Genomic DNA, 26,010 nt, shown 5'->3' with positions numbered 1-26,010 from the left:
CGGGAAGCCCCGGGAGCGCGCGCTACGGCACGATCGAGTCGATGTAGCCGCCGTCGACGCGCACGGCTGCGCCCGTGGTGGCCGAGGCGAGCGGGGAAGCGAGGTACGCCACCATGTGGGCGATCTCCTCCGGCTCGATGAGGCGCTTCAGCAGCGACTGCGGCCGGTGCAGGCGCATGAACTCGCGCTGCGCCTCCTCCCACGGCAGCTCGCGGTCGACCAGCTCGTAGACGAAGTCCTCGACGCCGCCCGTGTGGGTCGGCCCGGCGAGCACGCTGTTCACCGTCACCCCGGTGCCGGCGGCGGCCTTGGCGAAGCCGCGCGAGACGCCCAGCAGCGCGGTCTTCGACACTCCGTAGTGGATCATCTCGGCGGGCGTGACGACGGCGGAGTCGCTGCCGATGTAGAGGACGCGGCCCCACTCGCGCTCCATCATCCCCGGGAGGTAGGCACGGGTGAGGCGCACGCCGGTGAGCACGTTGACCTCGAAGTAGCGGCGCCACTCGTCGTCGTCGATGGAGAGCGCATCGGCGGAGCCGAAGATCCCGAGGTTGTTGACGAGCACGTCCACCTCCGCGGCCGCGCGCAGGAGGGAGGCCGTGCCCTTCTCCGTCGACACGTCGGCCGCGACTCCGCGCACCCGCGCCTCCGGCACCGCCGCGCCGACGGCCTCGATCGCCCGGCGGATCGACCGCTCGGAGCGGGCGTTCACGATCACCTCGGCGCCCGCCTCCGCGAGCGTCGTCGCGATGGCCAGCCCGATGCCCTGCCCCGACCCCGTGACGAGGGCCGTGCGCCCGGTGAGATCCAACCCGATCATGCTGCTCCGCTCCGCGCCGCCGCCCGCCGGCCGCGCTCGGGGTCGAGCATGCCACCGAGCCCTGACATCCGGCCCACTCCCGGCTGAGGACGCCCGCGGGTCGCCGCGGCGTCGCTCGGAACGGCGGAGACCGTTGCCAACCGGACACTCGTGCGTTACGGTCTAACCAATCGGCAATACGTATTACCCGCAGGTAGTAGGCCGATGACCCAGACTGTCGACGAGGACGAGGCGGACGCGTGACCCCGATGCAAGCAGATGTCGCCGTGATCGGCGGCGGACTCGGAGGAGTGGCCGCGGCGATCGCCCTCGCCCGCAACGGCCTCTCGGTCGTGCTGACCGAGCAGTACCCGTGGCTGGGCGGTCAGCTCACCTCGCAGGGCGTCCCGCCGGACGAGCACACCTGGGTCGAGCAGTTCGGCGTCACCGCCGACTACCGGCGCCTCCGCGACGGCATCCGCGGCTACTACCGCCGCAACTACCCCCTCACCGCCGAGGCGATGCGCGACGACCGCCTGAACCCCGGCCGCGGACTCGTGAGCAGGCTCTGCGCCGAGCCCCGCGTCGCCGTCGCCGTGCTCGACGAGATGCTCGCCCCCTACCGCTCGAGCGGAGCGATCCGCGTCGTCACCGGCGTCGTCCCCTTCGCCGTCGACGGCGGCCCGGGCCGGATCGAGCGCGTCCTGCTGCGCGACGCGGTCTCGGGCGAGGAGCTCGCCGTCTCCGGACGGTACGTGGTCGACGCGACCGAGACGGGGGAGCTGCTCCCCCTCGCGGAGGTCGACTACGTCACGGGCTCCGAGTCGCGCGACGAGCACGGCGAGCCCAGCGCTCCCGCCGTCGCCGACCCGATGAACGTGCAGGCCGTCACCTGGTGCTTCGGCTTCGACAGCGCGGACGGCGACCACACCATCGAGCGCCCGGCCGACTACGACTACTGGCACGAGTACGAGGTGCCGTTCTGGGGCGGGAAGCTCCTCTCCTTCACCGCGCCGAACCCGAGGACGCTGCGCCCCGAGACCCGCACGATGCACGTGAACGCCGTGGGCGACACCCGCACCGCGGACCAGCGCGCGCAGGGCGGGGACACCGACCTCTGGATGTTCCGCCGGATCCTCGCGACCGAGACCCTCCGACCGGGTGCGCTCGACAGCGACATCGTGCTCGCGAACTGGCCGATGCTCGACTACCTCGACAGCTCGATCCTCGACGTGCCGGAGCCGGAGAAGCACCTCGCCGGCGCCCGTGCGCTCTCGCTGTCGTACTTCTACTGGCTCCAGACCGAGGCGCCCCGGCCCGACGGCGGCCGCGGCTGGCCCGGGCTCCGGCTCCGCGGCGACGTGATGGGCACCGCCGACGGCCTCGCGCAGGCCCCCTACATCCGCGAGTCCCGCCGGATCCGCGCGCTCACCACCGTGCGCGAGCAGGACGTCTCCGTCGCCGCCCGCGGGACGGGGAGCCCTGCGCGCTTCGACGACTCCGTCGGCGTGGGCATGTACCGGATCGACCTGCACCCGACCACCGGAGGCGACAACTACCTCGACGTGGAGTGCTCGCCGTTCGAGATCCCGCTCGGCGCCCTCGTGCCGCGCACCCCGACGAACCTGCTGCCCGGAGGCAAGAACATCGGGACGACGCACATCACCAACGGCGCGTACCGCCTCCACCCCGTGGAGTGGAACATCGGCGAGGCCGTCGGCGAGCTGGCGGCCCTCGCCCTCGCCGAGGACCTGTCGCCCCACGAGATCGCCGCCGACCCCGCCCTCATCGCCCGCCTGCAGGCGAGGCTCGAGTCGCGCGGCGTAGAGACCCACTGGCCCGACGTCGTCGGGTACTGACCGGGAACACCGAGAAGACCATTGGAGAAAGAGAGACGATGAGACCAGCGAAGAAGCTGATGGCCTCGCTCGCCGCAGTCGGAGTGATCGCCGCCCTCTCGGGCTGCGGCGCCGCCGGCGGCGGTGACGACTCAGCACCCGTCGCTCTGAGGATGTCCGTCTGGACCTCCGACGAGAAGCAGCTCGCCCTGTTCGACTCGATGGCCGACGAGTACATCGCCGACCACCCCGAGATCGAGTCCGTGACCTTCGAGTCCCTCCCGTTCGCGGACTACAACTCGACCCTGACCACGCAGGCCGCGGGCGGCAACGCCCCCGACCTCGCCTGGGTCGGCGACATCGCGAAGGACCTGATCGACGCCGGAGCGCTCGCTCCGCTGACCGAGACCTTCGAGGGGACCGAGGGCTACGAGTACGACGACATCCTGCCCAGCGTGGCGCAGTCGTTCAGCCAGGACGGCGAGCTCTACGCGTACCCGTTCTCCAACTCGCCGTTCGCGCTGTACGTGAACCAGGACCTCATCGCGCAGGCCGGGCAGACCGTCGACCCCGCGACGCTCAGCTGGGAGGACGTCGACCGCATCGGCGCGGCCGTCAACGAGTCGACCGGCAAGGCCGGCTACATCATCCGCGACTTCGACTTCTCGGGCTGGCTGAGCCTCGCGAACCTCTGGGCGGGCTGGGGAGCCCAGCCGTGGAGCGACGACGGGACCCAGTGCACGATGGACTCGCCCGAGATGGTGGAGGCGTTCCAGTTCTTCCACGACTCGGTCTACGTCAGCGGCGCGACCCCCGGACCCGGCGTGACGGCGGACTTCTTCGCCGGCGACGCCGCGTTCACGACCGCGCAGGTCTCGCGGGCGAGCCTGCTCGACGGCTCGTTCCCGTTCGAGATCTACCCGCTGCCCGTCGGCCCCGCCGGCGAGTACGGCAACATCGGCCAGGCCGGCATGGCCGCGCTCGCAGGCGGCGACCACGTGGAGGAGGCGACCGGCTTCCTCTCGTTCATGACCAACCCGGAGAACTCCGCCAAGCTCGCGCAGTTCTTCCCGCCGCCCCGCGAGTCGCTGCTGTCCGGTGAGGAGCTGGCGAAGGTCAACACGCGCCTCAGCGCCGAGCAGCTCGACCGCGTCGTGGTCGACGAGCTCGCCGACGTGTCCGCCACCCCTCCGGTGACGAGCCCCGCCGAGATCACCTCGGTCGGCAAGACGGCGCTGGACCGCATGTGGTCGGCCGATGCCGACGTCGCCGAGGTGCTCGGAGGCGTCTGCGACGCCATCGCGCCCGTCCTCCAGGGGAAGTGATCCCGTGACCGCGACCTCGACGGACAGCCGCCGATCCGCTCCCGCCGGCGCCTACTGGAACCTCCGGCGCCGCGACGCGCTCGCCGGCTGGCTCTTCATCGCGCCCCAGCTGCTCGGTGTGATCGTGTTCGTGCTGCTGCCCGTCGGGCTCGCGGTCTGGTTCAGCCTCAACGAGTGGAACGTCTTCACCGGCTCCATGACCTTCGTGGGCGGCGAGAACTACGAGCGGGCGATCAACGACCCGAGCATCGGCGCGGTGCTCGGCACGACCGCGGTCTTCTCCGGGGGAGTGGTCGTCCTGAACCTCGCCCTCGGGCTGGGCCTGGCCGTGCTGCTCAACCGGAGGATCCCGGGCGGCGCCCTGTTCCGCACGCTCTTCTTCTCGCCCGTCGTCATCTCGGTGGTCGCCTGGACCCTCGTCTGGGGCTTCCTCCTCCAGGACAACGGCGCGATCAACGGCCTGCTCTCGCTGGTCGGCCTCGACGGGCCGAACTGGCTCCAGGAGGGGCCCACCGCGATGGCGAGCGTCATCGTCACGCAGGTCATCCGCAGCGTCGGCGTCAACATGGTGCTCTTCCTCGCCGCGCTGCAGGGAGTGCCGGGCGACCTCTACGAGGCGGCCCGCCTGGACGGCGCGAGCCCCCGCGCGATCTTCTTCCGGATCACGCTCCCGCTCATCTCGCCCACCCTGCTCCTCACCGGCATCCTCACGATCGTCGGCTCGCTGCAGGCGTTCGCGCAGGTCGCCGTCCTGACCGAGGGCGGGCCCGAGCTGTCGACGACAGTGCTCGTCTACTACGTGTTCCAACAGGCCTTCGAGTTCAGCGACATCGGCTACGGCGCGACGCTCTCGCTGATGCTGCTCCTCTTCGTCCTGATCCTCACGGTCGTGCAGTGGCAGCTGCGCAAGAAATGGGTCTTCTATGAGAACTGACGCCGTCGTCGAGCAGGGGACCCCGCTCACGCCACGCCTCGAAGCCGTCCCGGAGCCGCCCGTCAAGCGCCGCCGCGGCCGCAGCCCGCTCATGACCGCCCTGCTCGTCGTGACGCTGATCCTGCTCGTGCTGCCGTTCGCGGTGCCGACGTTCTGGATGATCGCCTCGTCGTTCAAGCCGGTGAACGAGATCTTCTCGAACCCGCCGACCCTGCTGCCGGACTCGCCGAGCCTGGCGGGCTACGCCGAGGCGTTCCGGTTCCAGCCGTTCGCGCTCCAGTACTGGAACAGCCTCTACATCGCGGTCACGGTCACCGTGGTGACGCTGCTGGTGTCGAGCCTGGCCGGCTACGCCTTCGCCCGGATCCCGTTCCCGGGACGCAACGCGGTGTTCCTCGTCGTCCTGACCGGCCTGCTGGTGCCGACGGAGGTGACGATCATCCCGCTGTTCCAGATCTTCCGGCAGCTCGGCTTCATCGACACCCACGTGCCGCTGCTGCTGGTGCCGATGGTCGGAGCGCCGGCGGTGCTGGGCACGTTCATCATGCGGCAGTACTTCATCGCGATGCCCGGCGAGCTCGAGGAGGCCGCGCGCCTGGACGGCCTCGGCCGCTTCGGGATCTGGCGGCGCATCTTCCTGCCGCTGTCCAAGCCCGCGCTGTCGGCCGTCGCGATCCTGACCTTCCTCGGGTCCTGGAACATGTACCTCGAGCCGACGGTCTACCTGACCTCGCCCGAGCTCTTCACCCTGCCCCAGGCGCTCACCCGCTTCACCGACGCCTACGGCGGGGAGATGTGGGACGTGCAGCTCGCCGCGGCGACGATGACGGTCGTGCCCGTGCTGGCCGTGTTCCTCCTCGCTCAGCGGCAGTTCGTGGAAGGGCTCGCGCACTCCGGTCTGAAAGGCTGACCCGGTGTTCACGGATCGCCCCCTCGCCGCCCTCCGCGAGTTCCGTGCGGAGGTCGCGGAGCCCGACGACTTCGACGCCTTCTGGCGGGTCACCCTCGCGCTCGGGCGGGAGGGCGGCCCCGCCGTGAGCGCCGCGCCGGTCGACGCGGGCCTCCCGCTGGTGCGGGTGCGGGACGTGCGGTTCCCCGGCTTCGCGGGCGAGCCGATCGCCGCCTGGCTGGTGACCCCCGCGGTCGACCCGGGCGCCCCGCTCCCCGTGGTGATCGAGTACCCCGGGTACGGCAGCGGACGGGGCCGTCCGATCGAGCACCTCTGGATCGCCTCCGCCGGGTACGCGCACCTGGTCGTCGACGCGCGAGGCCAGGGAGCCGGCCGCCTCGCCCGCTCCGGAGCCACCCCCGACCCCCACGGCAGCGGACCCGCGTACCCCGGGGTCACGACCCGCGGCATCGAGTCGCCCGAGACGTACTACTACCGGCGCCTGATCGCGGACGCGGCGCTCGCCGTCGACGCGGTGGAGGCGCTCCCCGGGCTGGACCCGGACCGCGTGTCGGTCTTCGGCGGCAGCCAGGGCGGAGCGCTCGCGACCGCCGCGGCGGCGCTGCGCCCCCGGGTGCGCGCGGCGATCGCCCTGGTGCCCTTCCTCTCCGACGTCCTGCGCGCGACGACCGTCACGAACGAGGCGCCCTACGTCGAGATCGCCCGCTACCTGGCGACCCGCCCCGAGGACCTCGACGCCGTCGAGCGGACCCTCTCCTACGTCGACGGCGTCCACTTCTCGCGGCGCCTGCGCTGCCGGGTGCACCGCTCGGTCGGCCTGATGGACCCGATCTGCCCGCCCTCGACGGTCTTCGCCTCCCACAACGTCTCGGGCGGCGAGACGTCGATCGACGTGTGGCCGTACAGCGGGCACGAGGGCGGCGGGGTCGGCGACCGCGAGCGGGCGCTGGAGGTGCTGCGAGAGGTCCTGTGACCGGACGGGCGTGACCCCGCGCCTCAGGGCGTCGGCGCCTCCTCCATCCCGAGCCGCATCGCCAGGTCCATGGCGCGCAGGCGGGCCGGCGAGACGTCGTAGGGCAGGCTCCGGATGATCTCGCCGGCGCTCCGGGCGCGGGAGCCCTGTGCGGGATCGGGGGCCGGCGCGGGGTCCTCGGGCGGGTGCGCCTCGTCCCACGCGTCGAAGATGGCCTCGTCCTCCTCGAGCTGACCGGACTCCTCGACGACGCGCATCAGCCGGGCCTCGAAGGCGTGCCGCTCCCGCGCCACCTGCTCCACCCGGGGGTCGTCCTCGGCGACCGTGTCGTCGAGGGCCTCCTCGGCGGCGTCGACGCGGTCGGCCTCCGCCCGCAGCGCCGGATCGGCGGCGAGGACGACGAAGCGGCCGGCCTGGGACACGGCGCCCAGCGGGCCGAACATCCGCTCGGTGACCAGCAGGGTGTCGAGGTCGGCCTGGCGCAGCGAGCCCTCGGGTGCGCCCTCGAGGCGGCGCGAGACGATGTCGTCGAGCAGCCCCAGCCGGCCGCCGAGGGTCCGCATGCGCCGGACCGAGGCCCGCTTCCGCTGCAGCTCCTCCTCCTGCGCGGCGAGCGCGTCGTCCAGCCGCGCGAGGACGCCCGCGACCTCGTCCTCGCGGTCGGCGCTGTCCTCGGCGCCGGCCGGGGCTGCGACGGCGAAGGCGTCCCGGATGTCCTCGAGCGCGACCCCGGCGTCGGCCAGGCGGCGGATCCAGAGCAACCGGATGATGTCGTCGTAGCCGTAGCGCCGACGGCCGTCTCCGCCCCGCTCGCGCTCGGGGAGCAGGCCGAGCCGGTGGTAGTGGCGGATCGCCCGCGGAGTGACGCCGGCGAACGCGGCGGCGTCGCCGATCTGCACCTGGCGGGGCGGGGCGGGGAACGACTGCATGGGGGACCTCTCCGATCGGGACCTTGTGCATCGAGCAGACCACATGACGCAGGGGCAGGAGCAAGCCGGCCCGGCCTGCTCCCGCCCCGCGTCCCCCTCGCGCTCAGCGCGCCAGGCGCACCGTCGCGATCTCGAACGGACGCAGCTCGAGGCGCACGTCGGCCGACTCCGCCTCGACGGAGCTCTCGATGCGGACCTGCTCGGTCGGGCGCTCCATCAGGTCGGTGCGAGTGACCGCCCGGACGGCGAAGGCGGCGCGGAGGGTCGCTGCGGCGCGGCGGCCGAGCGACTCGTAGAGCCGCACGATCACGTCGCCGCTCCCGTCGTCCGCCGCCTTCACGGCCTCGACGATCACCGAGGGGTCGTCGATCGACACCAGGGGAGCGACGGGCGCGGCGCCGGTGAGCCTGCGGACCGGGGTGTTCAGCGCGTAGCCGGCCTCGACGGCGTCGGGCAGCTCGGCGCCGACCACGAGCGAGACGGCGAGGCGGTGGCGGCCCTGGTCGGCGTCCGGGTCGGGGAACAGCGGCGCGCGCAGGATCGAGAGCCGGACCGTGGTCGTCGGGGTGCCGGCCGCGGCGCGGTCGCGGGTGATGTCGTGCCCGTAGGTGGAGTCGTTGACGACCGCGACGCCGAAGCCCGGCTCGCCGACGTGCACCCAGCGGTGCGCGACGGTCTCGAAGCGGGCGGCGTCCCACGTCGTGTTCACGTGGGTCGGGCGGTGCACGTGGCCGAACTGGATCTCGGACGTCGCCCGGTCCGAGAGCAGGTCGAGCGGGAAGGCGAGCTTGAGCAGCTTGCGGCGCTCGTGCCAGTCGATGTCGATGTCGAGGTCGACGGCCGCCCGGCCGATCTGCAGCGAGACGGTCTGCACGACCGTGGAGCCGCCGAACGAGCGGGTGATCACGACCGCCGGCACCTCGCGGCCGAGCGGGTCGCTCACGGTGCCGGCGCGGACCGAGTCGACGCCGACGAGGTCCTCCACCGTGCGGCGGTAGTTGTCGTCGAGGTCCCAGGCGTCCCACTTGTTCGGGGTGTCGCGGTGGAGCTGGAGGAGCCCCGCGGCGGCGCCGGCGGGCACGACCTCCCGGCCGCTCGCGAGGTCCACGACCGACTCGAGGAGCCCGGAGGCGCCGATCCGCACCCGGACGAGCCCGTTGTCGAGGACGTGGGCGTCGCCGTCGGAGCGGAGCGTCGGGGCCGAGTGCTCCGCGGCGGGGTCGGCCGCGGCCGCGCCGAGCGCCGGCACGCCCCCGACGGCGAAGGGGGAGGAGTTCACCAGCAGCTCCGCGGAGCCCTCGCCGGCGAGGGCCCGGACGGCCTCGGCGATCATCTCCTCGATACGCTGCGCGATGCGGGCGTAGTTCTCCTCCGCTTCGCGGTGCACCCAGGCGATGGAGGTGCCGGGCAGGATGTCGTGGAACTGCTGCAGGAGGACCGTCCGCCACATCTCGCGCAGCTCGTCGGCCGGGTACGGGACCCCGGCGCGGACGAGGGCCGTGGTCGCCCACAGCTCTATCTCGCGGAGCAGGTGCTCGCTGTGGCGGTTGCCCTGCTTGGTGCGCGCCTGCGACGTGTAGGTGCCGCGGTGGAACTCGAGGTAGAGCTCGCCCGACCAGGTGGGCGCGTCCGGGTACTCGGCCTGCGCCTCCTCGAAGAAGCGGCGGGGTGTGGACAGCTCGACGGTCGGCGAGCCCTCGAGGCTGCGCGTGCGGCGGGCGGCCGCGATCATCTCGCGGTTGGGGCCTCCTCCGCCGTCGCCGTAGCCGAAGGGCACGAGCGACATGGTGCCGCTGCCCTTCTCGGCGTACTGGCGCTCGGCTCGGGCGAGGTCCTCGCCGGACAGGTCGGAGTTGTAGAGGTCGACGGGCGGGAAGTGCGTGAACACGCGGGTGCCGTCGATGCCCTCCCACCAGAAGGTGTGGTGGGGCATCGTGTTGGTCTCGTTCCACGAGATCTTCTGCGTGAGGAACCAGCGCCCGCCTGCTCCGGCGATGATCTGCGGCAGCGCGGCGGAGTAGCCGAAGGAGTCCGGGAGCCAGACCTCCTCGGTGTCGATCCCGAACTCGTCGAGGAAGAAGCGCTTGCCCTCGAGCAGCTGGCGCACGAGCGCCTCGCCGCCGGGCATGTTCGTGTCCGACTCGACCCACATACCGCCGACCGGCACGAAGCGGCCCGCGAGCACGTGGCCGCGGACGCGCTCGAACAGCTCCGGGTGGTCGCGCTTCAGCCACGCGTACTGCTGCGCGGAGGAGGCGGCGAAGACGAAGCCCTCCTCGCGCTCGATCAGGTCGCAGACGTTGGAGAAGGTGCGCGCCACCTTGCGGGCGGTCTCGCGGGCGGGCCAGAGCCAGGCGGAGTCGATGTGGGCGTGGCCGACGGCGTGCAGGTGGTGCGCGCTGGCCGAGGCGGGGCGCTCGAGGACGGTCCGCAGCGCCTCCCGGCCGGCGGCGGCGGTGCCGGACACGTCGTCCGGATCGAGGACGTCGACGGCGCGGTCGAGGGCGCGCACGATCTCGGCGCGGCGCTGGGAGGACTCGGGCAGCTGCCCGATCAGCCCGACGAGCACGGCCATGTCCTGCTCCAGCTCCCAGACCTCCCGGTCGAGCAGCCCGAGCTCGAGACGGCGGAGGCGGTAGAGCGGGTCGGACGGCAGGGCGCCGTCGGCGGGGCGGCCGCCGAGCGCCGTGGGGGTGAAGGACCAGTCGCCGGTGATGTTCGGGTTGGCGGCGGCCTCGATGTAGAGCTCGACCGTGCGGTCGCCCGCCTCGCGGCCGGGCAGCCGGTCGAGCGGGACCGACTGGTTGAACGGCTCGACGGCCTTCACGACCGTGCCGGTCGCGGTGAAGACGAGCCCCTCCGCCTCGAAGCCGGACTGGGCGCCGGTGTAGCCGAGGTCGACGACGAGCTCGGGCTCGCAGCCGTCGACGCCGACCCAGGAGGCGGGGATCTCGCCGCGCACGTGGAACCACACGGTGCCCCAGGGGGCGCCCCACGGCTCCCCGATGCGGGCGGGCGCGTAGGACGCGGCCCGCGCCTGGTCGAAGGGGACCGGCTCGCCCGGAGCGGTCCACGACTCGATCCCGAGCGGCTCGACCGCCCGGTGGATCGCCGGCCGGAGGCTCTCGGCGCGGAAGCGGGCGATGCGGGCTTCGATGCGGGTGCTGTCGTCATGCATGCGTTCTGGTGCTCGTTCCGTGTGCAGTGGGGGAGGGCGGCGGCGCGGAGGGCGCCGCCGCCCGGGGTCAGGAGGCGATGACGACGCGGTGCCCGTCGGGGAAGACGGCCACCTTCCGCCAGGTGTCGCCGGAGCGCTCCCAGCCCTCGTTGACCTGTCCGGCCGGAGGGGTCGGGATGGTCTCGGGGGCGCGGGCGACCGTGGTGTAGCCGGCCGCGCGCTCCACCCGGCCGCGGCCGAGCTCGAACGAGGTCAGGCGTCCGTCGTCGACGATCAGCGAGCCCTCGTCCACTCCCGCGGCGCCGCGCTCGATGAACGGGTTCACGAGGCGCGTCTGGGAGGAGTCGCTGCCCAGCACGATCGCCTTCTGCTGCGGGAAGCGGCCGAGGCTGAGCCCGTAGAAGCCGCCGAGGACGGTGAGGTTGCGCACCTCGAAGTCCGCTCCGCCGTTCGTCAGGCCGACGCCGAGGCAGTTCGCGCCCGAGGTCGGGAAGAAGTTCGGGTTCACGATCATGTGGCTCGTGCCGGCCTCGATCAGCACCTCCCAGCCGTCGCGGGAGCCCTCCGAGCGGAAGTTGATCAGGGTCAGGCCGGAGTTGACCGAGCGCCGGTTCTCGTTGCGGATCGACCGGAGGCCGACCGTGCCGCCGATGGCCTGGCAGTCGAGCAGCGTCATGTTCGTAGGCGCGAGGAGGAAGCCGCCGAGGCCGGGGCTGATCGCCTCGACGTTGGTCATCGAGCCGCCGATGGAGGCCTTGCCCGAGTCCTCCACGCCCCAGCCGGCGGGGGCGACGATCTTGATCTTGTTCCAGGAGTTGGCGTACGAGTACTCGTCGTCGACGCCCGAGACGAAGGTGGCGCGCTCGCGGAAGATGCCCGACTTGCCGGTCTTCTGGATCCACAGGTTGCGGAACTCGCAGTTGACCAGCGAGCGCAGCGACATCCCGTGGCCGCCGGAGGGCGTGCCCGTCATCTCGAAGTCGGCGAGGACGACGCCGGTGGCCTTGTTGTTGTTGGCGGGGCCGGCCGCGTCGCCGGTCTGGCCGGAGACGGTGAAGATGTCGCGGGTCGAGCCCTCGATCTGGACGATCCTCGTCTGGCGCATGCCGGCGCCGACGATCTTCGGCCCGGCGTAGCCGTAGGGCGGCCCGTTCTCGGGCTGCACCGGGTAGCCGCGGTAGTCGACCGCGAGGCCCGTGACCCGGATCTCGCCGGCGGGCAGCGACACCTCGCCGCCCGGAGCGGTCATCGCCTTGTCGATGGCCGCCTGCACCGCGCGGGTGTTGTCGGCGCCGGCGCGGTCGTCCCAGCGGAACTCCTTGTCGAGCGGTGAGATCGGCCCCTCGGTGACGCTCAGGCGCTTCTTCTGCCCGGGAGCGTCGGCCGGGGGCGCGGCGGCGGCCGGAGTGGCGGCGCCGACGGCCCCTGCCGCGCCGGCGAGGGCGGCGGCGCCCCCGGCGAGGAAGAGGCGGCGCGAGTTGTCGGGCCTGCGCTGCGGATCGTGCTCGGGCTGCTGATCGGGCTTGTGCTGCCGATCGGGCCTCGGGGAGGCCGTGGTCTGGTTGTCTGGGTCTGCGGGATTCATCATCGTCGACGTTCCGCCCTCTCTCGCCCCGGATGGGCGTACGGCGATCCTTCGTCATCGGTAGCCTGAGGTCAAGACGTAATACCTATTACCAGGATGAAGCGGGGGTGTCCGGGTGCCGCGGATCACGCAGAAGGACATCGCGCGTCTCGCGGGAGTCAGCCAGACGACGGTGTCGTTCGTGCTCAACGACAAGGGCGAGCAGCTCGCCCGGGTCCCGGAGGCGACGCGGGCGCGGATCCTCAAGGCGATCCAGGAGACGGGGTACGTCGCCGACCCCATCGCGCGCCGCCTCAAGCAGGTCGGCACCGGCATGATCGGCGTCTACACCTACGAGAGCCTGTTCCCGCTCGACCGCGAGGACTTCTTCCACCCGTTCCTCGCCGGCATCGAGGAGGAGGCGCAGAACCGCGACATCGACCTCCTCCTGCTGACCAGCGGTCGCGTCGGCGGCCGTCGCGGCGGCCTCAGCGGCGGCACCACCCGGCTGCGCCTGGCCGACTCCTGCATCCTCCTCGGGCAGCGCATGCCCCGCGAGGAGCTCGAGTTCCTCAACGCGAGCGGCTTCTCCTTCGTCAGCATCGGCCGCCGCGACGACGCCGGCGGGCCCGTGCCCTACGTGGCCGCCGACTACGCGTCGATCGTCCGCGAGCTGATCTCCTGCGCGCGCGCCCTCGGCCACACCCGCTTCGCCTACGCCGGCCACGGCGAGGGCGTCGAGTCGTACACCGACCGCATGGCCGGCGCGCGGGCCGAGCTCGGCGACGGCTTCCTCCACCTCGTGCCGGGGCCGGAGGCGTCGCCGCGGGAGTGGATCCGCCGGATCGCCGCCGAGGGCGTCACGGTCGTCCTCGCCGAGCAGGAGGAGCAGTTCGTCCTCCTGCAGGAGGCCGCCGAGGCCGAGGGGGTGGCGGTGCCGGGCGACCTGTCGCTGGTGTCGCTCTCCGGATCGGCCGACCGCACCGGCTGGCAGGCCGGCTTCGAGCTGCCCCGGCGCGACATGGGGCGCCGCGCCGTGCAGATCCTCATCGAGGGCGACCCCGCGCGACGGGAGCAGCAGCTCCTCCGCTGCACGCTCGTCGACGGCGCCTCCCTGGCCGCGGCCCCGGCCTGACCGGCCGGCCCTGACCGCTCGGCCCTGAACGGCCGGGCTCAGCCCGAGTGGTGGCGCCCGATGGGCAGCACCAGCGGCGTCCGCGAGACCGGGTCCTCGATCACGCGCGACTCCATCCCGAACACCGCGCGCACCGTCTCCGGCGTCACCACCTCGGCGGGCGTGCCCGAGGCGTACAGGGCTCCGTCGCGCACGGCGACGAGGTGGTCGGCGTAGCGGGCGGCGAGGTTGAGGTCGTGCAGCACGATCACGATGGTCGTCCCGCGCGAGCGGTTGAGGTCGGTGAGCAGGTCGAGCACCTCGACCTGGTGCGACACGTCGAGGTAGGTCGTCGGCTCGTCCAGGAGGAGCACGTCGGTCCGCTGGGCGAGGGCCATCGCGATCCACACCCGCTGGCGCTGCCCGCCCGAGAGCTCGTCCACGGGGCGGTCGGCGAGCTCGAGCGTGCCGGTGTCGCGCAGCGCCTCCTCGACGATCGCGTCGTCGTCCGATCCGGAGCCGCGGCCGAACAGGCCCCGGTGCGGGTAGCGGCCGCGGGCGACCAGGTCCGAGACGGCGATCCCCTCCGGCGCGATCGGGGTCTGCGGCAGCAGGCCCACCTGCTGCGCGACCTGGCGCGTCGGGAGCCGGTGGATCGCGCGCCCGTCGAGCAGGACGCTCCCCGAGCGCGGGGTGATCAGCCGCGCCATCGCGCGCAGGAGCGTCGACTTGCCGCAGGCGTTCGCGCCGACGATCACCGTGATCCGGCCGGGCGGCACGGCGAGCGAGAGCCCGTCGACCACCACGCGCTCGTCGTAGGCGAGGGTGACCGCGTCGGCGGCGAGGGTGGGCGGGGCGTCGGTCACAGGGAGCCTCCGGAGCGGTTGCGGCGGGCGAGGAGCCAGAGCAGGAAGGGCGCGCCGAGGGCGCCGGTGACGACACCGACCGGGAAGCGCGCGCCCGAGAACAGCGCGCCGACGACGTACTGGGCGAGCAGGTCGGCGGCGAGCACCACGACCGCGCCGACCAGGGCGGAGGGGATCAGCAGCGTGCGCGCGCTCGGCAGGATCCGCCGCGCGATCGGCCCCGAGACGAAGGCGACGAACGCGATCGGGCCGGTGGCGGCGGTCGCGACGGCCACGAGGCCGACTCCGACCGCGAGCAGGGCCAGCCGGCTGCGCCGCACGTCGAGCCCGAGCGCGGTCGCCGACTCGTCGCCGAGCTGCAGCACGCCGAGCCGGCCCGAGAGCAGCAGCGCCAGCGGCACCAGCACGAGCATCGTCAGCGCGAGCGGCGGGACGGAGGGCCAGGCGGCCGAGTTGAGGCTGCCGGTCAGCCAGCGCAGCGACTCCTGGACGTCCTCGAAGTCGGCGCGGGTCTGCACGTAGGCGATCACGCTCTGGAACATCGCCGCGACGCCGATGCCGATGAGGATCAGCCGCGCCCCGATCACTCCGCCGCCCTCGGCCAGCCCGGCGATGATCAGGGCCGTCGCGAGCCCGGCCGCGACTGCGATCACCGAGACCGCGCCTCCCGAGAGCCCGAAGAACGCGATCGCGACGACGGCCGCCGCGCTCGCCCCCGAGGTGATGCCGATGATGTCGGGGCTGGCGAGGGCGTTGCGCAGCATCGTCTGGAAGATCACGCCGCCCATCCCGAAGCCCACGCCCACCAGGACGGCCGTGATGGTGCGCGGCAGCCGCAGCGTGCCCACGGTGAAGGAGGCGCCCGGCACGGTCTCGCCGAGGATCACGCGGACGACCTCCGGCACCGAGTAGACCGTGCTGCCGACCGTGAGCGAGACGACGACGAGCGCCAGCGCGAGCACCGCGAGGACGGCGCAGCCGATGACCGTGCGCCGACGGCGCAGCGTGCGGCCGGCCGCGATGCCGACGGCGGCCGGTGCTTCCGCGGTCCTCACAGCGCCCGCACCTTCGAGCGGCGCACGATCGCGATGAGCACCGGGGCGCCGATCAGCGCGGTCACGATGCCCACCTCGACGTCGCTCGGCCGGGCGACCACGCGGCCGACCACGTCGGCGACGAGCAGCAGCAGGGCGCCGAGCAGAGCGGAGGAGGGCAGCAGCCAGGCGTGCGCGGGGCCGGTGACGCGGCGGGCGAGGTGCGGGACGACCAGGCCGATGAATCCGATCGGTCCGGCGATCGCGGTCGCGGCGCCGCAGAGCAGCACGGCCGCGAGCCCCGCGACCAGGCGGATGCGCCCCACGCGCCGGCCGAGGCCGGTCGCCAGGTCGTCGCCGAGCGCCAGGGCGTCGAGCCCTCGCGCGCTGGAGAGGGCCAGCACCGCGCCGACCGCGAGGAACGGGAGGACCTGCAGGATGCTCGCGGTCTCGGCGCCGCCGACTCCGCCGACCTGCCAGAAGCGGAAGCGGTTCAGCGTGGTCTCCTGGGTGAGCAGGACCGCGCTGATGAGGGAGGTGAGCGCGGCGGCGGTGGCGGCTCCGGCGAGGGCGAGCTTCAGCGGAGTGGCGCCCTCGCGGCCGAGCGAGGCGACCGCGTAGACGAACGCCCCGGCGGCGGCGGCTCCGAGGAACGCGAGCCAGATGAACTGCGGCAGGCTCGTCGCGCCGACCCCGGCGATCCCGAGCACGACCGCGAGCGAGGCGCCGGAGTTGAGGCCGAGGATGCCCGGATCGGCGAGCGGGTTGCGGGTCAGGCCCTGCATCACGGCTCCGGCGAGCCCGAGCGCGGCGCCGACCAGGATCGCGAGGACCGTCCGCGGCACCCGCCCCTGCACCGCGGCGTCGACGATGGACGCCGGATCGGGCGAGGTCAGCGCCGGCCAGACCTCGCCGAGCGGGATCTCGCGGGAGCCGTACACGAGCGAGAGGACCGACGCGACGGCCAGCGCGACGAGGGCGACCGCCAGCGCGGTCGCCCTCGTCTTCCGGGTGGGTGCGGTGCGGGTCACGACACCTTGTCGGCGGCCGCGGCGAGGCCTGCGGTGTACTCGTCGAGCACCCACGGGATGCTGAGCAGGTTCGGCGACGAGGTGGCCATGGCGGCAGACGAGCCGTCCTCCAGCACGTAGACGGAGCCGCGCTCGACGGCCGGGATCTTGGAGAGCAGCGGGTCGGCCTGCAGCGCGGCGAGGGTCGTGTCGTCGCCGTAGACGACGAGCACGTCGGCGTCGAGCTGGTCGGCGTTCTCGGAGCTGATGGTGCCGCTGAACGCCTCCGAGTCGCCGGAGAGCTCGGCGACGCTCGGGGCGACGTCGAGTCCGAGGTCCTCGACGAACTTCACGCGCGCGTCGTTCGGCGTGTAGTAGGTGAAGGTGCTCGCGTCGGTCGGGTCGTACCAGCCGTACATGAACGTGGTGCCCGCGAGCTGCGGGTAGGACGCGGTGGTCTGCGTGATGTCGCTCTCGATCTCGCCGACCTTCGCGACGGCCTCGTCCTCGAGGCCCAGCGCGGCGCCGTCGAGCTTCGCGGAGTCCTGCCAGGTCGTGCCCCAGGGCAGGCCCGGGTACGCGACGGTGGGGGCGATCTGGCTGAGGGTGTCGTAGTCCTGCCGGGTGATGCCGGAGTAGGCCGAGAGGATCACGGTCGGGCTGAGATCCGAGATCGCCTCGAAGGGCACGCCGTCGGTCTCGTCGAACAGGGTCGGGGTCTCGGCGCCGGAGGCGTCGAGCGCCTCCTTCGTCCACGCCAGCAGGCCGTCGCCGTCCTCGTCGCCGTAGGAGGCGCGGGTGAAGCCGACCGGGGTCACGCCCAGCGCGAGCGCCACGTCCTGGTTGGTCCAGCTCGTCGCGACGACGCGGTCGGCCGACTCGACGGTGGTGCTGCCGAAGGCGTGGTCGACGGTGACGGGGAAGCCCTCGCTGCTCTCGGCGGCGCTGCTCTCGGACGTGCCCTCGGAGCCGGCGTCGGCTCCTCCCGAGCAGGCGGTGAGCAGCAGCGCGGCGAGGCCGAGCGAGGCGACGGCGGTCAGGCGGAGGGGGGTGCGAGTGGCGGGCACGGCGATCCTTCGAAGGGGGTGGTGGGGGTTGCGAAGGTTAACCTAACCTAACCGCCTGGACGGGGCCAGTGGCCGGGCGGATCAGCGGCGGTGGGACGCGATCAGGCGGCGCAGGTGCTCGCGGGGAGCGTCGACGATCCGGACGGGGTCGTCGAGCACGAGCGTTGTGCGCTCGGATCCGTACTCGGGCCAGCCGGCGTCGCCCGTCGCCGCGAAGGCGGCCCAGCGCGACGAGACCTCGTCGCTGAGGCGCTGCGGGGCGGGCCCGATCGTGCCACGGGCGTCGTCGAGGCTGCGGAAGAGGAAGGGCAGCTCGAGGGAGTGGGTCGCGCCGCGGGAGTCGTCGGCGCGCCAGGCGAACAGGGCGGCGCGCGTCGATCCGGTCGCTGCGGCCCGGGCGTCGAGCAGCCGCAGGCTCGGCTGCCGGTAGATCTCGTCGGCGAGGCACGCCTCCAGGGCCTCGGCGTCCGAGGGGGTGCGGCCCAGGTCGGCCGCCAGAGCCTCTCGATAGGCCCCCGCGTCCCCTCCCGGAAGCAGGTCGGCGACGTGCCGGTCGAGCTGTGCGCGCAGCTCGACGGAGTCGGGAGCCCGGAGGTCGACGGAGCCCGAGCCCTCGTTGACGTTCGTCGTCACGACGAGATCCACTCCGCTCGAGGCTCCCGCCGCGACGGCGGACACCGGGTCGCGGGTCAGCAGGCGGCCGTCGAGGCCCGCCCGGAACACGGCGACGGTGTTCGGACCCGCGGCCGAGCGGCGGGCGAGCAGGCGGTCCTGCGCCTCGATCAGGCGAGGCCAGGGCAGGTCGAGGAGCCGCTCCGGCGGCGCGCCGAGCAGGTCCAGCAGCTCCGCCGTCGCCTCCTCGCCGTACTCGCGGCACCCGACGCGCTCGGGGTTCGCGCTCTGCAGCACTGCTCGCGCGAAGAGGCCCTCGGCGCGGGGCGCTGCGAGCAGCATCGCGGCCGACGTCGCGCCGGCGGACTGGCCGGCCAGCGTGATCCGACCGGGGTCTCCTCCGAACGCCGCGATCTCGTCGCGGACCCACTCGAGCGCGGCGACGGTGTCGTGCAGGCCCGCGTTCGCGGAGTCGCGGTACTCGTGGCCGAGGAGGTGGTCCACGGTGAGGAATCCGAGCGCGCCGAGCCGGTGGCCGAGCGCCACGACGACGGTGCCGGTCCGGGCGGCGAGCCGTGCTCCGTCGCAGAAGGGCTCGGAGGGGGAGCCGGCGACGTGCAGCCCCCCGTGGATCCAGACGATCACCGGGCAGGCCTCGGCTGCCTCCGGCGTCCAGACGTTCACGGTCAGGCAGCCGGTCTCGCTTCCACCCGACGTCTGCGGAGCCCGCGGTCCGGGCTCCAGCGCCTCGCGCCGTCCGCTCCAGGCCTCGAGCGGCGGAGCCGGGAGGAAGCGCCGGGGGTCGCCCGCGTAGGGCACCCCGAGGAACGCGTGCGCCGCTCCGTCCGGCGTCTCGACGGTCCGCCCGAGCAGCCGGCCGGCGGAGACGACGGCCTCAGCCATCGCGCCCTCCGGGCTGCAGGAGCACCGGCCCGTGCCCGGGCGAGAGGGTGCTCTGCAGCACGAGGGAGGACGCTCCGACGGCGGCCGCGTCGCGCGGGTTGCTCGAGAGCTCGACCTCGATCGGGTGGGCCCGGCGGGCGAAGCGGCGCTCGTCGAGGCGGGCGCGGATCGCGCGGGTGTGGATCGATCCGGCGATGGCGACTCCGGGGCCGGTGAGGACCAGCTCGTCGAGGTCGAACAGGTTGGCCAGGATCAGAGCGCCGTCGGCCAGGTGCCCGGCCGCGCGCTCGATCAGGGCGAGGGCCGCCGGATGGCCGTTGATCGCCGCCAGGCTGAGCACGTCGAAGTCGCGGGCGTGCTCCTCGGCGCGGAAGGCGAGGTCGAGGTCGGCGAACGCGGCGCGGTCGGAGCGCGCCTCCTCCACGACCACCGTCGGCGAGGCGTACCGCTCGAGGCAGCCGATGTTGCCGCAGAAGCACTCGCGCCCGCCCGGCACGATCGTGACGTGGCCGATCTCGACCGCGTTCGAGCTCGCCCCGCGCAGCAGTGCGCCGTCGAGGACGACGCCGGCCCCGATGCCGGTGCCGACGTAGATGCTCCCGAAGGTGCGGTGCCGCGAGACGCCGCGGCTCCAGAACTCGCCGATCGCGGCGGCGGCGGCGTCGTTGTCGAGCAGGATCGGCGCGCCCAGACCGGCGCCGAGCTCCTGGCGGAGCGGGTGGTCGCGCCAGTGGTGCAGCGTCGGCGGGCCGAGGACGCGGCCCGCGGCCTGGTCGATCGGGCCGGGAGCGACGACCGCCACGCCCGCGATCGAGCCGCGGTCGATCCCGGTCCCGCGGATGAAGTCGTCGTAGGCCCGGACCAGGCGCGCGGTGACCTCCTCCGGGGAGGCGAGCGCGGCGCCGTCGATCTGCTGGCGTGCGATCACGCCTCCGCCCGTGTCGGTCGCGACCAGGGTGATCGACTCGAAGCCGAGCTGCAGGCCGATGGCGATCCTCGCCCGCGCGTTGATCTCGAGCAGCTGCCGCGGCTTGCCCCCGGTCGAGGTCGAGCCGGTCTGGCGGACGATGCCGTCGGTGAGGAGCTTGCGCACGATCATCGAGATGGCGGGCTGGGTGAGGCCGGTCGCGGCGGTCAGCTCGACGCGGCTGATCGGCCCGGAGGAGCGGATCAGGTCCACGACGAGGGCGCGGCTCCCGGGGGCCGCGGGTGTCGATTCGCGCCGTGCCATGCCGTCACCTCCCGTTCCGCTCGTCAGCGTACGGGACGGCTCCGGCGCCGATCGGCCCCCTACTCTGGACGGGCGACGAAGGGCGGTGGCGATGACGCGGACGAGACCGATCGGCCTGGCCCTGGTGCGGGCGACCGAGATCATGGGCGCGGAGCCGTACTTCCACGAGTTCATCGCCGGTGTCGAGCGGGCGGTCCGCCCCTCGGGCTACTCGGTGCTCCTCAACGTCCTGCCCGACGCCGACGCCGAGCTCGCGACCTATCGGCGGTGGAGCGAGGACGGCGAGGTGAGCGGCGTGATCCTGGTCGACCTCGAGGACGGGGATCCGCGGCCGGAGTTCGTGCGCGGCCTCGGCCTCCCCGCCGTCGTGATCGGCCCGCCGAGCGCCGCCGTCGGCTTCCGCGCGGTGTGGACGGACGACGACAACGCGATGCGCGCGGCCGTCGACTTCCTCGCCGGTCAGGGCCACTCCCGGCTCGGCCACGTCGCCGGACCCGCGGAGCTGCTGCACACGCGCATCCGCGAGGAGACGTTCGCGCAGGAGTGCGCGCGGCACGGAGTGTCCGGACCGACGGCCGGGGGCGACTACTCGCGGGCCTCCGGGGCCCGAGCTCTGGCGGCCCTGCTCGACGGCGACGAGCGGCCGACGGCGGTCGTCTTCGACAGCGACCTGATGGCGCTCGGCGGACTCGACGAGGCCCGCGATCGCGGTGTCGTCGTCCCGGGCGAGCTCTCGCTCCTCGCCTGGGACGACTCCGCGCAGTGCCAGCTCAGCGAGCCCCCGCTCTCGGCGGTCTCGCACGACGTGCAGGTCATCGGGATGCTCGCCGGCCGGGAGCTCCTGGCCGGCATCGCGGGCGGCGAGAGCCGCGCGATCAGCAGCCCTGCCGTCGTGATCGTCCCGCGCGGATCCACGGGCGCGCCGGCGGCCTGAGCATCTCCGACCGCCGGTCGACGGCCGTCACCACGCCCCGCGTGCTCGCACTGCCGTCTCGATTCGTTACATAAATTATTTACTTTTGATATTGACCTCGACGGGGAGGACAGGGGAGTCTGTCCGAGGACCGGCCGACGAGGGCGGGGCGACGAGCCCCGATCCCGAGAGCGGAACGACGCGAGCCGGTCCTCCACCCCGGTCGAAGGAGCCCTGGAACACACATGACCCGTGCCGCAGCACCGCCCGCCCCGAGGCGCTCCCGCCTCCGCTCGGCCCTCGCCGGCGGAGCGATCGCCGCCGTCGTCGCCTCGACCCTCGTCGCGACCGCGTCCTCCGCCCAGGCCGCCCAGGCCGCGCCGGCCGAATGGACCAGCGCCAACACCGCGTTCGTCCAGCGCGACGGCAGCGCCCTCACCCTCGACGGCGAGCGCTTCCGTGCCAGCGGGACGAACATCTACTGGCTCGGCCTCGACGAGAACGTCGGCGGGATCGACTACCCGACCTACTTCCGCATCAAGGACGCCCTCGACACGGCGGCCGGGCTCGGGGTCACCGTCGTGCGCTCGCACATGATGACGTCGACCAGCCAGGACGACGCCGACCCGCTCGCGCTGATGCCGCGGCTCGGCGAGTACAACGAGGCGGCGTTCCGCACCATCGACTTCGCGGTCGCCTACGCGGGCACTCTCGGCATCCGCCTGGTGCTGCCGCTCACCGACCAGTGGGAGTACTACCACGGCGGTCACCGCGACTTCACGACTCCGCTCGGCCTCGAGTCGGACGACTTCTACACCGACCCGGCCGCGATCGCGGCATACCAGGACTACGTCGACCACGTGCTCGACCACACGAACACGATCACCGGGACGCGCTTCGTCGACGACCCGACGATCATGGCGTGGGAGCTGGGCAACGAGCTCGAGGGCATGACCCGCGAGTGGATCGACGCCCAGGTCGCGCACCTGAAGGAGAAGGCCCCGGAGCAGCTCGTCGCCGCCGGCCGCCGCTTCGACATCGATCCCGACACCCTCGCGTCGCCGGACCTCGACATCGTCGACGTCCACTACTACCCGCCGACCGCCGAGCGGGTCTCGGCCGACGCGCGGACCGTCGCGGACGCGGGCAAGGTCTACATCGCGGGGGAGTACGCCTCGACGGCCGCCTCCGCCACGCTGCTCGACGCGGCCGCGGCCGACCGGAACGTCTCGGGCATGTTCTTCTGGTCGCTGTTCGGGAACAACGACCGCGGGGGCTTCGTCCCGCACGACGACGGCTTCACCCTCCACTATCCGGGCGATTCGGCGCGGGAGCGGGAGAGCGTGGACGCGGTCGAGCGCTACAGCGCGGCCGTCGGCAGCACGCCCGGCCGGCACGAGCTCGGCGCCCCGCTCGTCACGGCCCTCGACCAGGTGTACGGCATCACCACCGTCTCGTGGCGCGGGACCGCGGGAGCGCAGGGCTATCTCGTGCAGCGCTCGGTCGACGGCGGTGCCTGGAGCGACGTGACCGACGGCGCCGTCTCCGCCTCCGCCTCCCCGGTCACCGACTACGACTCGCCCGACGGAGCGCGCTACCGCGTGGTCGCGGTCGGCGAGGGCGATCGCCCCGGCCCCGCCTCCGACCCCGTGGCCGCGCCCGAGGCCGGCACGGTGCTCGTCGATCCGCTGCAGACCTGGACCCTCAGCTCGGCACACGAGAACGCGCGGCTCGAGCCGACGCCGGCCGGCGGAGTCGTCGCCGCGATGGGCGCTGCGAGCATCACCTGGCAGCGTGACGGCGTGACCGCCGCCGAGTTCCTCCTCTCGGACCCCTCGGCCGCGACCGTCTCGACGAGCACCGACGGGACGACCTGGACTCCGGCCGCGACCACGGTCGACGGCGGCGCCCTCCGGGCGGTCGGCCTCGACGGCGACGCCGTCCGCCTCTCCTGGAGCGGCAGCGCCACCCTCGAGCGCGCCACCGTCACGAGCGCGGCGGAGGCGGTGGCCCTCGCCGACCCGCTCGACGACTTCTCGAAGGTGTCGGCCCGCACGGGCAGCCTCGCGATCGACTCCGGCTCGCCCGCGCAGTTCGGCGGAGACGTCTCCCGCGTGAAGCGCGAGAGCACCGATCCGGCGAGCCTCACCTGGAGCTTCGACGACATCAGCGGCGCCGACGTGACGGCTTGGTACTGGCCCGACCAGCCGGTCGCCCCGCTCACCGTGGAGGGCTCGGCCGACGGTGCGACGTGGGCGCCGATCGCGGTCGACACCCGCGGCGGCACCGGGAACTGGAAGCAGTACACGCTGTCGGTGCGCGGCCTCTCCGGCGTGAACCAGCTGCGCGTCTCGTGGCCGCAGGGCCCGGGCGAGGCGTGGACGCCGCAGATCGGCTCCGTGAACCTCTTCTCGCCGAACGCCGCTCCGCTCGGCGCCCCGGCCGCCCCCGCGCTCGTCGCGCCGGCCGCCGGCGCCGACGGGATCACCGCGACCCCCGCGTTCTCGTGGGAGCCCGCCGCCGACGCCGCGTTCTACCGCTTCACCCTCTCGGCATCGGAGGACCTCTCCGACCCGATCGTGGAGACGACCGGGCTCACCGCGACCACCGTCCGCCCGGACGTCGACCTCGCCCCCGAGACGCGCTACTCCTGGCGGGTGACCGCCGTGAACGGCGTCGGCTCCGCCGTGTCCGAGGTCCGCTCGTTCGAGACCTCGGCCGTGCCGACGGAGCCCGTCGTGGTCGACGACTTCGAGGGCTACGCCGACGACGCGGCGGTCCGCGAGGCCTACGTCCGGAACAGCGGAGGCGGCACCATCGCGCCGACGCTGGTGCCCTCCGGCGCCGGCAGCGCCGCGCGCTTCGACTACGACACGGGCACGGCCGGCTACGCGGGCGTCGTGAAGACGTTCGATGCTCCGCAGAACTGGTGGGGCTACTCCGGGCTGACCCTCGACGTGGACGCCGCGGCCCCGTTCTCGGTGCAGTTCGTCGCGAACGGCGCCTACTGGGAGGCCTCCGTCACCCCGGCGACGGAGGGGCCGACCGTCGTCCCCTTCTCAGCCTTCGCTCCGCCGTCGTGGGCCCCGGAGGCCGATCTCGACCTGACCTCGGTGACCCGGTACGCCCTCTACGTGAACGGATCGGGGACCGGAGTCCTCACCGTCGACGACGTGGCGACGGTGGTCGCCGCCGGGCCCGCCCCGACGCCGACGCCGACCGCTCCGCCCACGACGACGCCGACCACCCCGCCGACGACGACGCCCACCGCACCGCCGACGACTCCCACCGCGCCGCCGACGGCCGGGCCCTCGCCCCACCCCCACGTGCCGTCGTGGCTGGAGTCGCTGGTGCGCCAGTACCTCCCGACGATCCGGCACTGGTGGCAGGCCCGTCACTGACCTCCGTCCCGCACCCACTGCACTCACCGTCGCACCGCGACGCCCTACCGAGGAGAACACCCGTGCAACGACCCACCAGAAACCGCAGGACCACGCTGACCGGCATCGTCGCCGTCGCCGTCACGTCCTCCCTCGCGCTCGCCGGCTGCTCCGGCGGATCGGCGGGGAACGACTCCGGCGAGCCGGCCGGCGAGATCACTGTGCTGACCAACCGCACCGACCTGGTCGACACGACCTTCGCCGACTACGCGACGACGTTCGAGGGGAAGTACCCCGGGACGACAGTGAAGTTCGAGGCCCTGACCGACTACGAGGGCGACACCAAGATCCGCCTGAACTCGAAGGACTACGGCGACGTGCTGCTCATCCCGAGCTCCAACGTCACCAAGGACGACTACTCCGACTACTTCGAGCCGCTGGGCTCGACGGAGGAGCTGTCGAAGACCTACCGCTTCACCAACGAGGGCTCGTTCGACGGCACCGCCTACGGCGTCTCGACCTTCGGCTCGGCCATGGGCTACGTGTTCAACCGCGACGTCTGGACCGCGGCGGGCATCACCGATCCGCCCGCCACGGAGGAGGAGTACCTCGCCGACCTCGAGAAGATCAAGGCCGACGGCGTCGTCCCCTATTACACGAACTACAAGGACGGCTGGCCCCTCGCGACGATCGAGGGCAACCTCGGCACGGTGCAGGGGGCGGACGTCCGCACCGAGATGATCGCGGACGACGCGCCCTGGACCGAGGGCAACGACCAGTACAACATCGACGGCCTGCTCTACGACACGGTCGCGCAGGGCCTCAGCGAGGCGGACCCGACCACCACGAACTGGGAGGAGTCGAAGGACCTCCTCGCGAGCGGGGAGATCGGCTCGATGGTGCTCGGCTCCTGGGCCGTCTCGCAGATGCAGGACGCGGCCGAGAAGGCCGGGAAGTCCCGCGACGTCATCGGCTTCTGGCCGATGCCGTGGGCGCAGGACGGGACCTTCACCTCGGTGACCGCCTCGGACAAGTTCCTCGCCATCAACAAGAACTCGGACAACAAGGCCACCGCCCGCGCGTGGATCGACTGGTTCACGAACGAGTCCGGCTACGCCGAGAGCCAGGGCGCGATCAGCCCCGTGATCAGCGACCCCGCTCCCGACACCCTCGCGGACTTCGACGCGCTCGGCGTGCAGTACCTCGAGCTCGCCCCGGACCCGGTCGGCAAGGAGGCGGTCATCAACGACATCGCCAACGAGGCCGAGATCGACCTGTTCGGCAACGCCTACCGCCAGGAGCTGATCGACGCCGCGCGCGGTGCGGGCGCCGGCGACAAGGAGTCGCTGTTCGCCGACCTCAACTCGCGCTGGGCCGCGGCCCGCGCCGACGTCGCCGAGTAGTCCCCGCGGGCGGCCGCCTCCCGCGGC

19 protein-coding genes are annotated in these 26,010 nt (G+C 73.1%); 9 read left to right on the top strand and 10 right to left on the bottom strand.

Annotated elements, in window-relative coordinates:
* Positions 1–22: 22 nt before the first annotated feature.
* Entirely contained in the window at positions 23–817 is a 795-nt protein-coding gene (locus tag C5D36_RS10985; RefSeq protein WP_104224325.1) for an SDR family NAD(P)-dependent oxidoreductase, read from the bottom strand.
* 251 nt (positions 818–1,068) lie between these two features.
* Between C5D36_RS10985 and C5D36_RS10980 the strand changes: the two genes are divergently transcribed.
* Genes C5D36_RS10980 through C5D36_RS10960 form a run of 5 tightly spaced genes read left to right on the top strand, consistent with a single transcriptional unit; the run spans position 1,069 to position 6,779 of the window.
* Positions 1,069–2,658, top strand: coding sequence for an FAD-dependent oxidoreductase (locus C5D36_RS10980; protein WP_104295842.1), 1,590 nt, complete (start codon positions 1,069–1,071; stop codon positions 2,656–2,658).
* Positions 2,659–2,696: 38 nt separating this feature from the next.
* Complete coding sequence (locus C5D36_RS10975; protein WP_104224315.1) at positions 2,697–3,962, top strand: sugar ABC transporter substrate-binding protein; 1,266 nt, start codon at positions 2,697–2,699, stop codon at positions 3,960–3,962.
* Between the two features lie 4 nt (positions 3,963–3,966).
* A complete protein-coding gene (locus tag C5D36_RS10970) occupies positions 3,967–4,896 on the top strand; it encodes a carbohydrate ABC transporter permease (RefSeq protein WP_159912158.1) in 930 nt (309 codons plus the stop codon).
* A complete protein-coding gene (locus tag C5D36_RS10965) occupies positions 4,886–5,806 on the top strand; it encodes a carbohydrate ABC transporter permease (RefSeq protein WP_244229554.1) in 921 nt (306 codons plus the stop codon). The genes C5D36_RS10970 and C5D36_RS10965 overlap by 11 nt, the downstream gene beginning before the upstream one ends.
* Positions 5,807–5,810: 4 nt before the next feature.
* A complete protein-coding gene (locus C5D36_RS10960) occupies positions 5,811–6,779 on the top strand; it encodes an acetylxylan esterase (RefSeq protein WP_104295824.1) in 969 nt (322 codons plus the stop codon).
* 23 nt (positions 6,780–6,802) lie between these two features.
* On the opposite strand, the gene C5D36_RS10955 is transcribed toward C5D36_RS10960, so the two are convergent.
* From C5D36_RS10955 to C5D36_RS10945, 3 genes are all read right to left on the bottom strand, one after another.
* Entirely contained in the window at positions 6,803–7,708 is a 906-nt protein-coding gene (locus tag C5D36_RS10955) for a MerR family transcriptional regulator (protein ID WP_219812594.1), read from the bottom strand.
* Positions 7,709–7,811: 103 nt separating this feature from the next.
* A complete protein-coding gene (locus C5D36_RS10950) occupies positions 7,812–10,886 on the bottom strand; it encodes a glycoside hydrolase family 38 C-terminal domain-containing protein (RefSeq protein ID WP_104295822.1) in 3,075 nt (1,024 codons plus the stop codon).
* Positions 10,887–10,953: 67 nt separating this feature from the next.
* Positions 10,954–12,474 (bottom strand): hypothetical protein, encoded by a 1,521-nt coding sequence (locus C5D36_RS10945; RefSeq protein WP_104234018.1) that lies wholly within the window; start codon positions 12,472–12,474, stop codon positions 10,954–10,956.
* A gap of 112 nt (positions 12,475–12,586) precedes the next feature.
* On the opposite strand from C5D36_RS10945, the gene C5D36_RS10940 reads away from it, so the two are divergent.
* Positions 12,587–13,585: a LacI family DNA-binding transcriptional regulator gene (locus tag C5D36_RS10940; RefSeq protein ID WP_104227154.1), complete on the top strand. Its 999-nt coding sequence runs from the start codon at positions 12,587–12,589 to the stop codon at positions 13,583–13,585.
* 38 nt (positions 13,586–13,623) lie between these two features.
* On the opposite strand, the gene C5D36_RS10935 is transcribed toward C5D36_RS10940, so the two are convergent.
* From C5D36_RS10935 to C5D36_RS10910, 6 genes are all read right to left on the bottom strand, one after another.
* Positions 13,624–14,430 (bottom strand): ABC transporter ATP-binding protein, encoded by an 807-nt coding sequence (locus tag C5D36_RS10935; protein ID WP_104224308.1) that lies wholly within the window; start codon positions 14,428–14,430, stop codon positions 13,624–13,626.
* Positions 14,427–15,485: an iron chelate uptake ABC transporter family permease subunit gene (locus C5D36_RS10930; RefSeq protein WP_104238784.1), complete on the bottom strand. Its 1,059-nt coding sequence runs from the start codon at positions 15,483–15,485 to the stop codon at positions 14,427–14,429. Before C5D36_RS10930 ends, C5D36_RS10935 begins: the two co-directional genes overlap by 4 nt.
* Complete coding sequence (locus tag C5D36_RS10925) at positions 15,482–16,495, bottom strand: iron ABC transporter permease (RefSeq protein ID WP_104224306.1); 1,014 nt, start codon at positions 16,493–16,495, stop codon at positions 15,482–15,484. The genes C5D36_RS10930 and C5D36_RS10925 overlap by 4 nt, the downstream gene beginning before the upstream one ends.
* Positions 16,492–17,541: an iron-siderophore ABC transporter substrate-binding protein gene (locus C5D36_RS10920; protein WP_181072864.1), complete on the bottom strand. Its 1,050-nt coding sequence runs from the start codon at positions 17,539–17,541 to the stop codon at positions 16,492–16,494. The genes C5D36_RS10925 and C5D36_RS10920 overlap by 4 nt, the downstream gene beginning before the upstream one ends.
* Before the next feature lie 81 nt (positions 17,542–17,622).
* Entirely contained in the window at positions 17,623–19,056 is a 1,434-nt protein-coding gene (locus C5D36_RS10915; RefSeq protein ID WP_104295821.1) for a carboxylesterase/lipase family protein, read from the bottom strand.
* Positions 19,049–20,287 (bottom strand): ROK family transcriptional regulator, encoded by a 1,239-nt coding sequence (locus C5D36_RS10910; RefSeq protein ID WP_104247753.1) that lies wholly within the window; start codon positions 20,285–20,287, stop codon positions 19,049–19,051. The genes C5D36_RS10915 and C5D36_RS10910 overlap by 8 nt, the downstream gene beginning before the upstream one ends.
* Before the next feature lie 91 nt (positions 20,288–20,378).
* On the opposite strand from C5D36_RS10910, the gene C5D36_RS10905 reads away from it, so the two are divergent.
* The 3 genes from C5D36_RS10905 to C5D36_RS10895 all read left to right on the top strand — a co-directional run bounded on the left by C5D36_RS10905 (position 20,379) and on the right by C5D36_RS10895 (position 25,983).
* Positions 20,379–21,221, top strand: coding sequence for a LacI family DNA-binding transcriptional regulator (locus C5D36_RS10905; RefSeq protein WP_219812374.1), 843 nt, complete (start codon positions 20,379–20,381; stop codon positions 21,219–21,221).
* 224 nt (positions 21,222–21,445) lie between these two features.
* Entirely contained in the window at positions 21,446–24,601 is a 3,156-nt protein-coding gene (locus tag C5D36_RS10900) for a cellulase family glycosylhydrolase (RefSeq protein WP_104295820.1), read from the top strand.
* A 62-nt stretch (positions 24,602–24,663) separates the two neighbouring features.
* Complete coding sequence (locus C5D36_RS10895) at positions 24,664–25,983, top strand: ABC transporter substrate-binding protein (protein ID WP_244230529.1); 1,320 nt, start codon at positions 24,664–24,666, stop codon at positions 25,981–25,983.
* Positions 25,984–26,010 lie beyond the last annotated feature (27 nt).

The organism is Rathayibacter sp. AY1C6 (assembly GCF_002931535.1).
Taxonomy (GTDB): Bacteria; Actinomycetota; Actinomycetes; order Actinomycetales; family Microbacteriaceae; genus Rathayibacter.
Note: the sequence above shows the minus strand (reverse complement) of the source record. Positions and strands in the feature narration are given on the sequence as shown.

Bases quoted from the DNA above. Each gene is read 5' to 3' on its own strand.
- C5D36_RS10915 (WP_104295821.1), bottom strand. From the start codon at position 19,056: ATGGCTGAGGCCGTCGTCTCCGCCGGCCGGCTGCTCGGGCGGACCGTC.
- C5D36_RS10945 (WP_104234018.1), bottom strand. From the start codon at position 12,474: ATGATGAATCCCGCAGACCCAGACAACCAGACCACGGCCTCCCCGAGG.
- C5D36_RS10900 (WP_104295820.1), top strand. From the start codon at position 21,446: ATGACCCGTGCCGCAGCACCGCCCGCCCCGAGGCGCTCCCGCCTCCGC.
- C5D36_RS10955 (WP_219812594.1), bottom strand. From the start codon at position 7,708: ATGCAGTCGTTCCCCGCCCCGCCCCGCCAGGTGCAGATCGGCGACGCC.
- C5D36_RS10910 (WP_104247753.1), bottom strand. From the start codon at position 20,287: ATGGCACGGCGCGAATCGACACCCGCGGCCCCCGGGAGCCGCGCCCTC.
- C5D36_RS10950 (WP_104295822.1), bottom strand. From the start codon at position 10,886: ATGCATGACGACAGCACCCGCATCGAAGCCCGCATCGCCCGCTTCCGC.
- C5D36_RS10975 (WP_104224315.1), top strand. From the start codon at position 2,697: ATGAGACCAGCGAAGAAGCTGATGGCCTCGCTCGCCGCAGTCGGAGTG.
- C5D36_RS10905 (WP_219812374.1), top strand. From the start codon at position 20,379: ATGACGCGGACGAGACCGATCGGCCTGGCCCTGGTGCGGGCGACCGAG.
- C5D36_RS10980 (WP_104295842.1), top strand. From the start codon at position 1,069: ATGCAAGCAGATGTCGCCGTGATCGGCGGCGGACTCGGAGGAGTGGCC.
- C5D36_RS10965 (WP_244229554.1), top strand. From the start codon at position 4,886: ATGAGAACTGACGCCGTCGTCGAGCAGGGGACCCCGCTCACGCCACGC.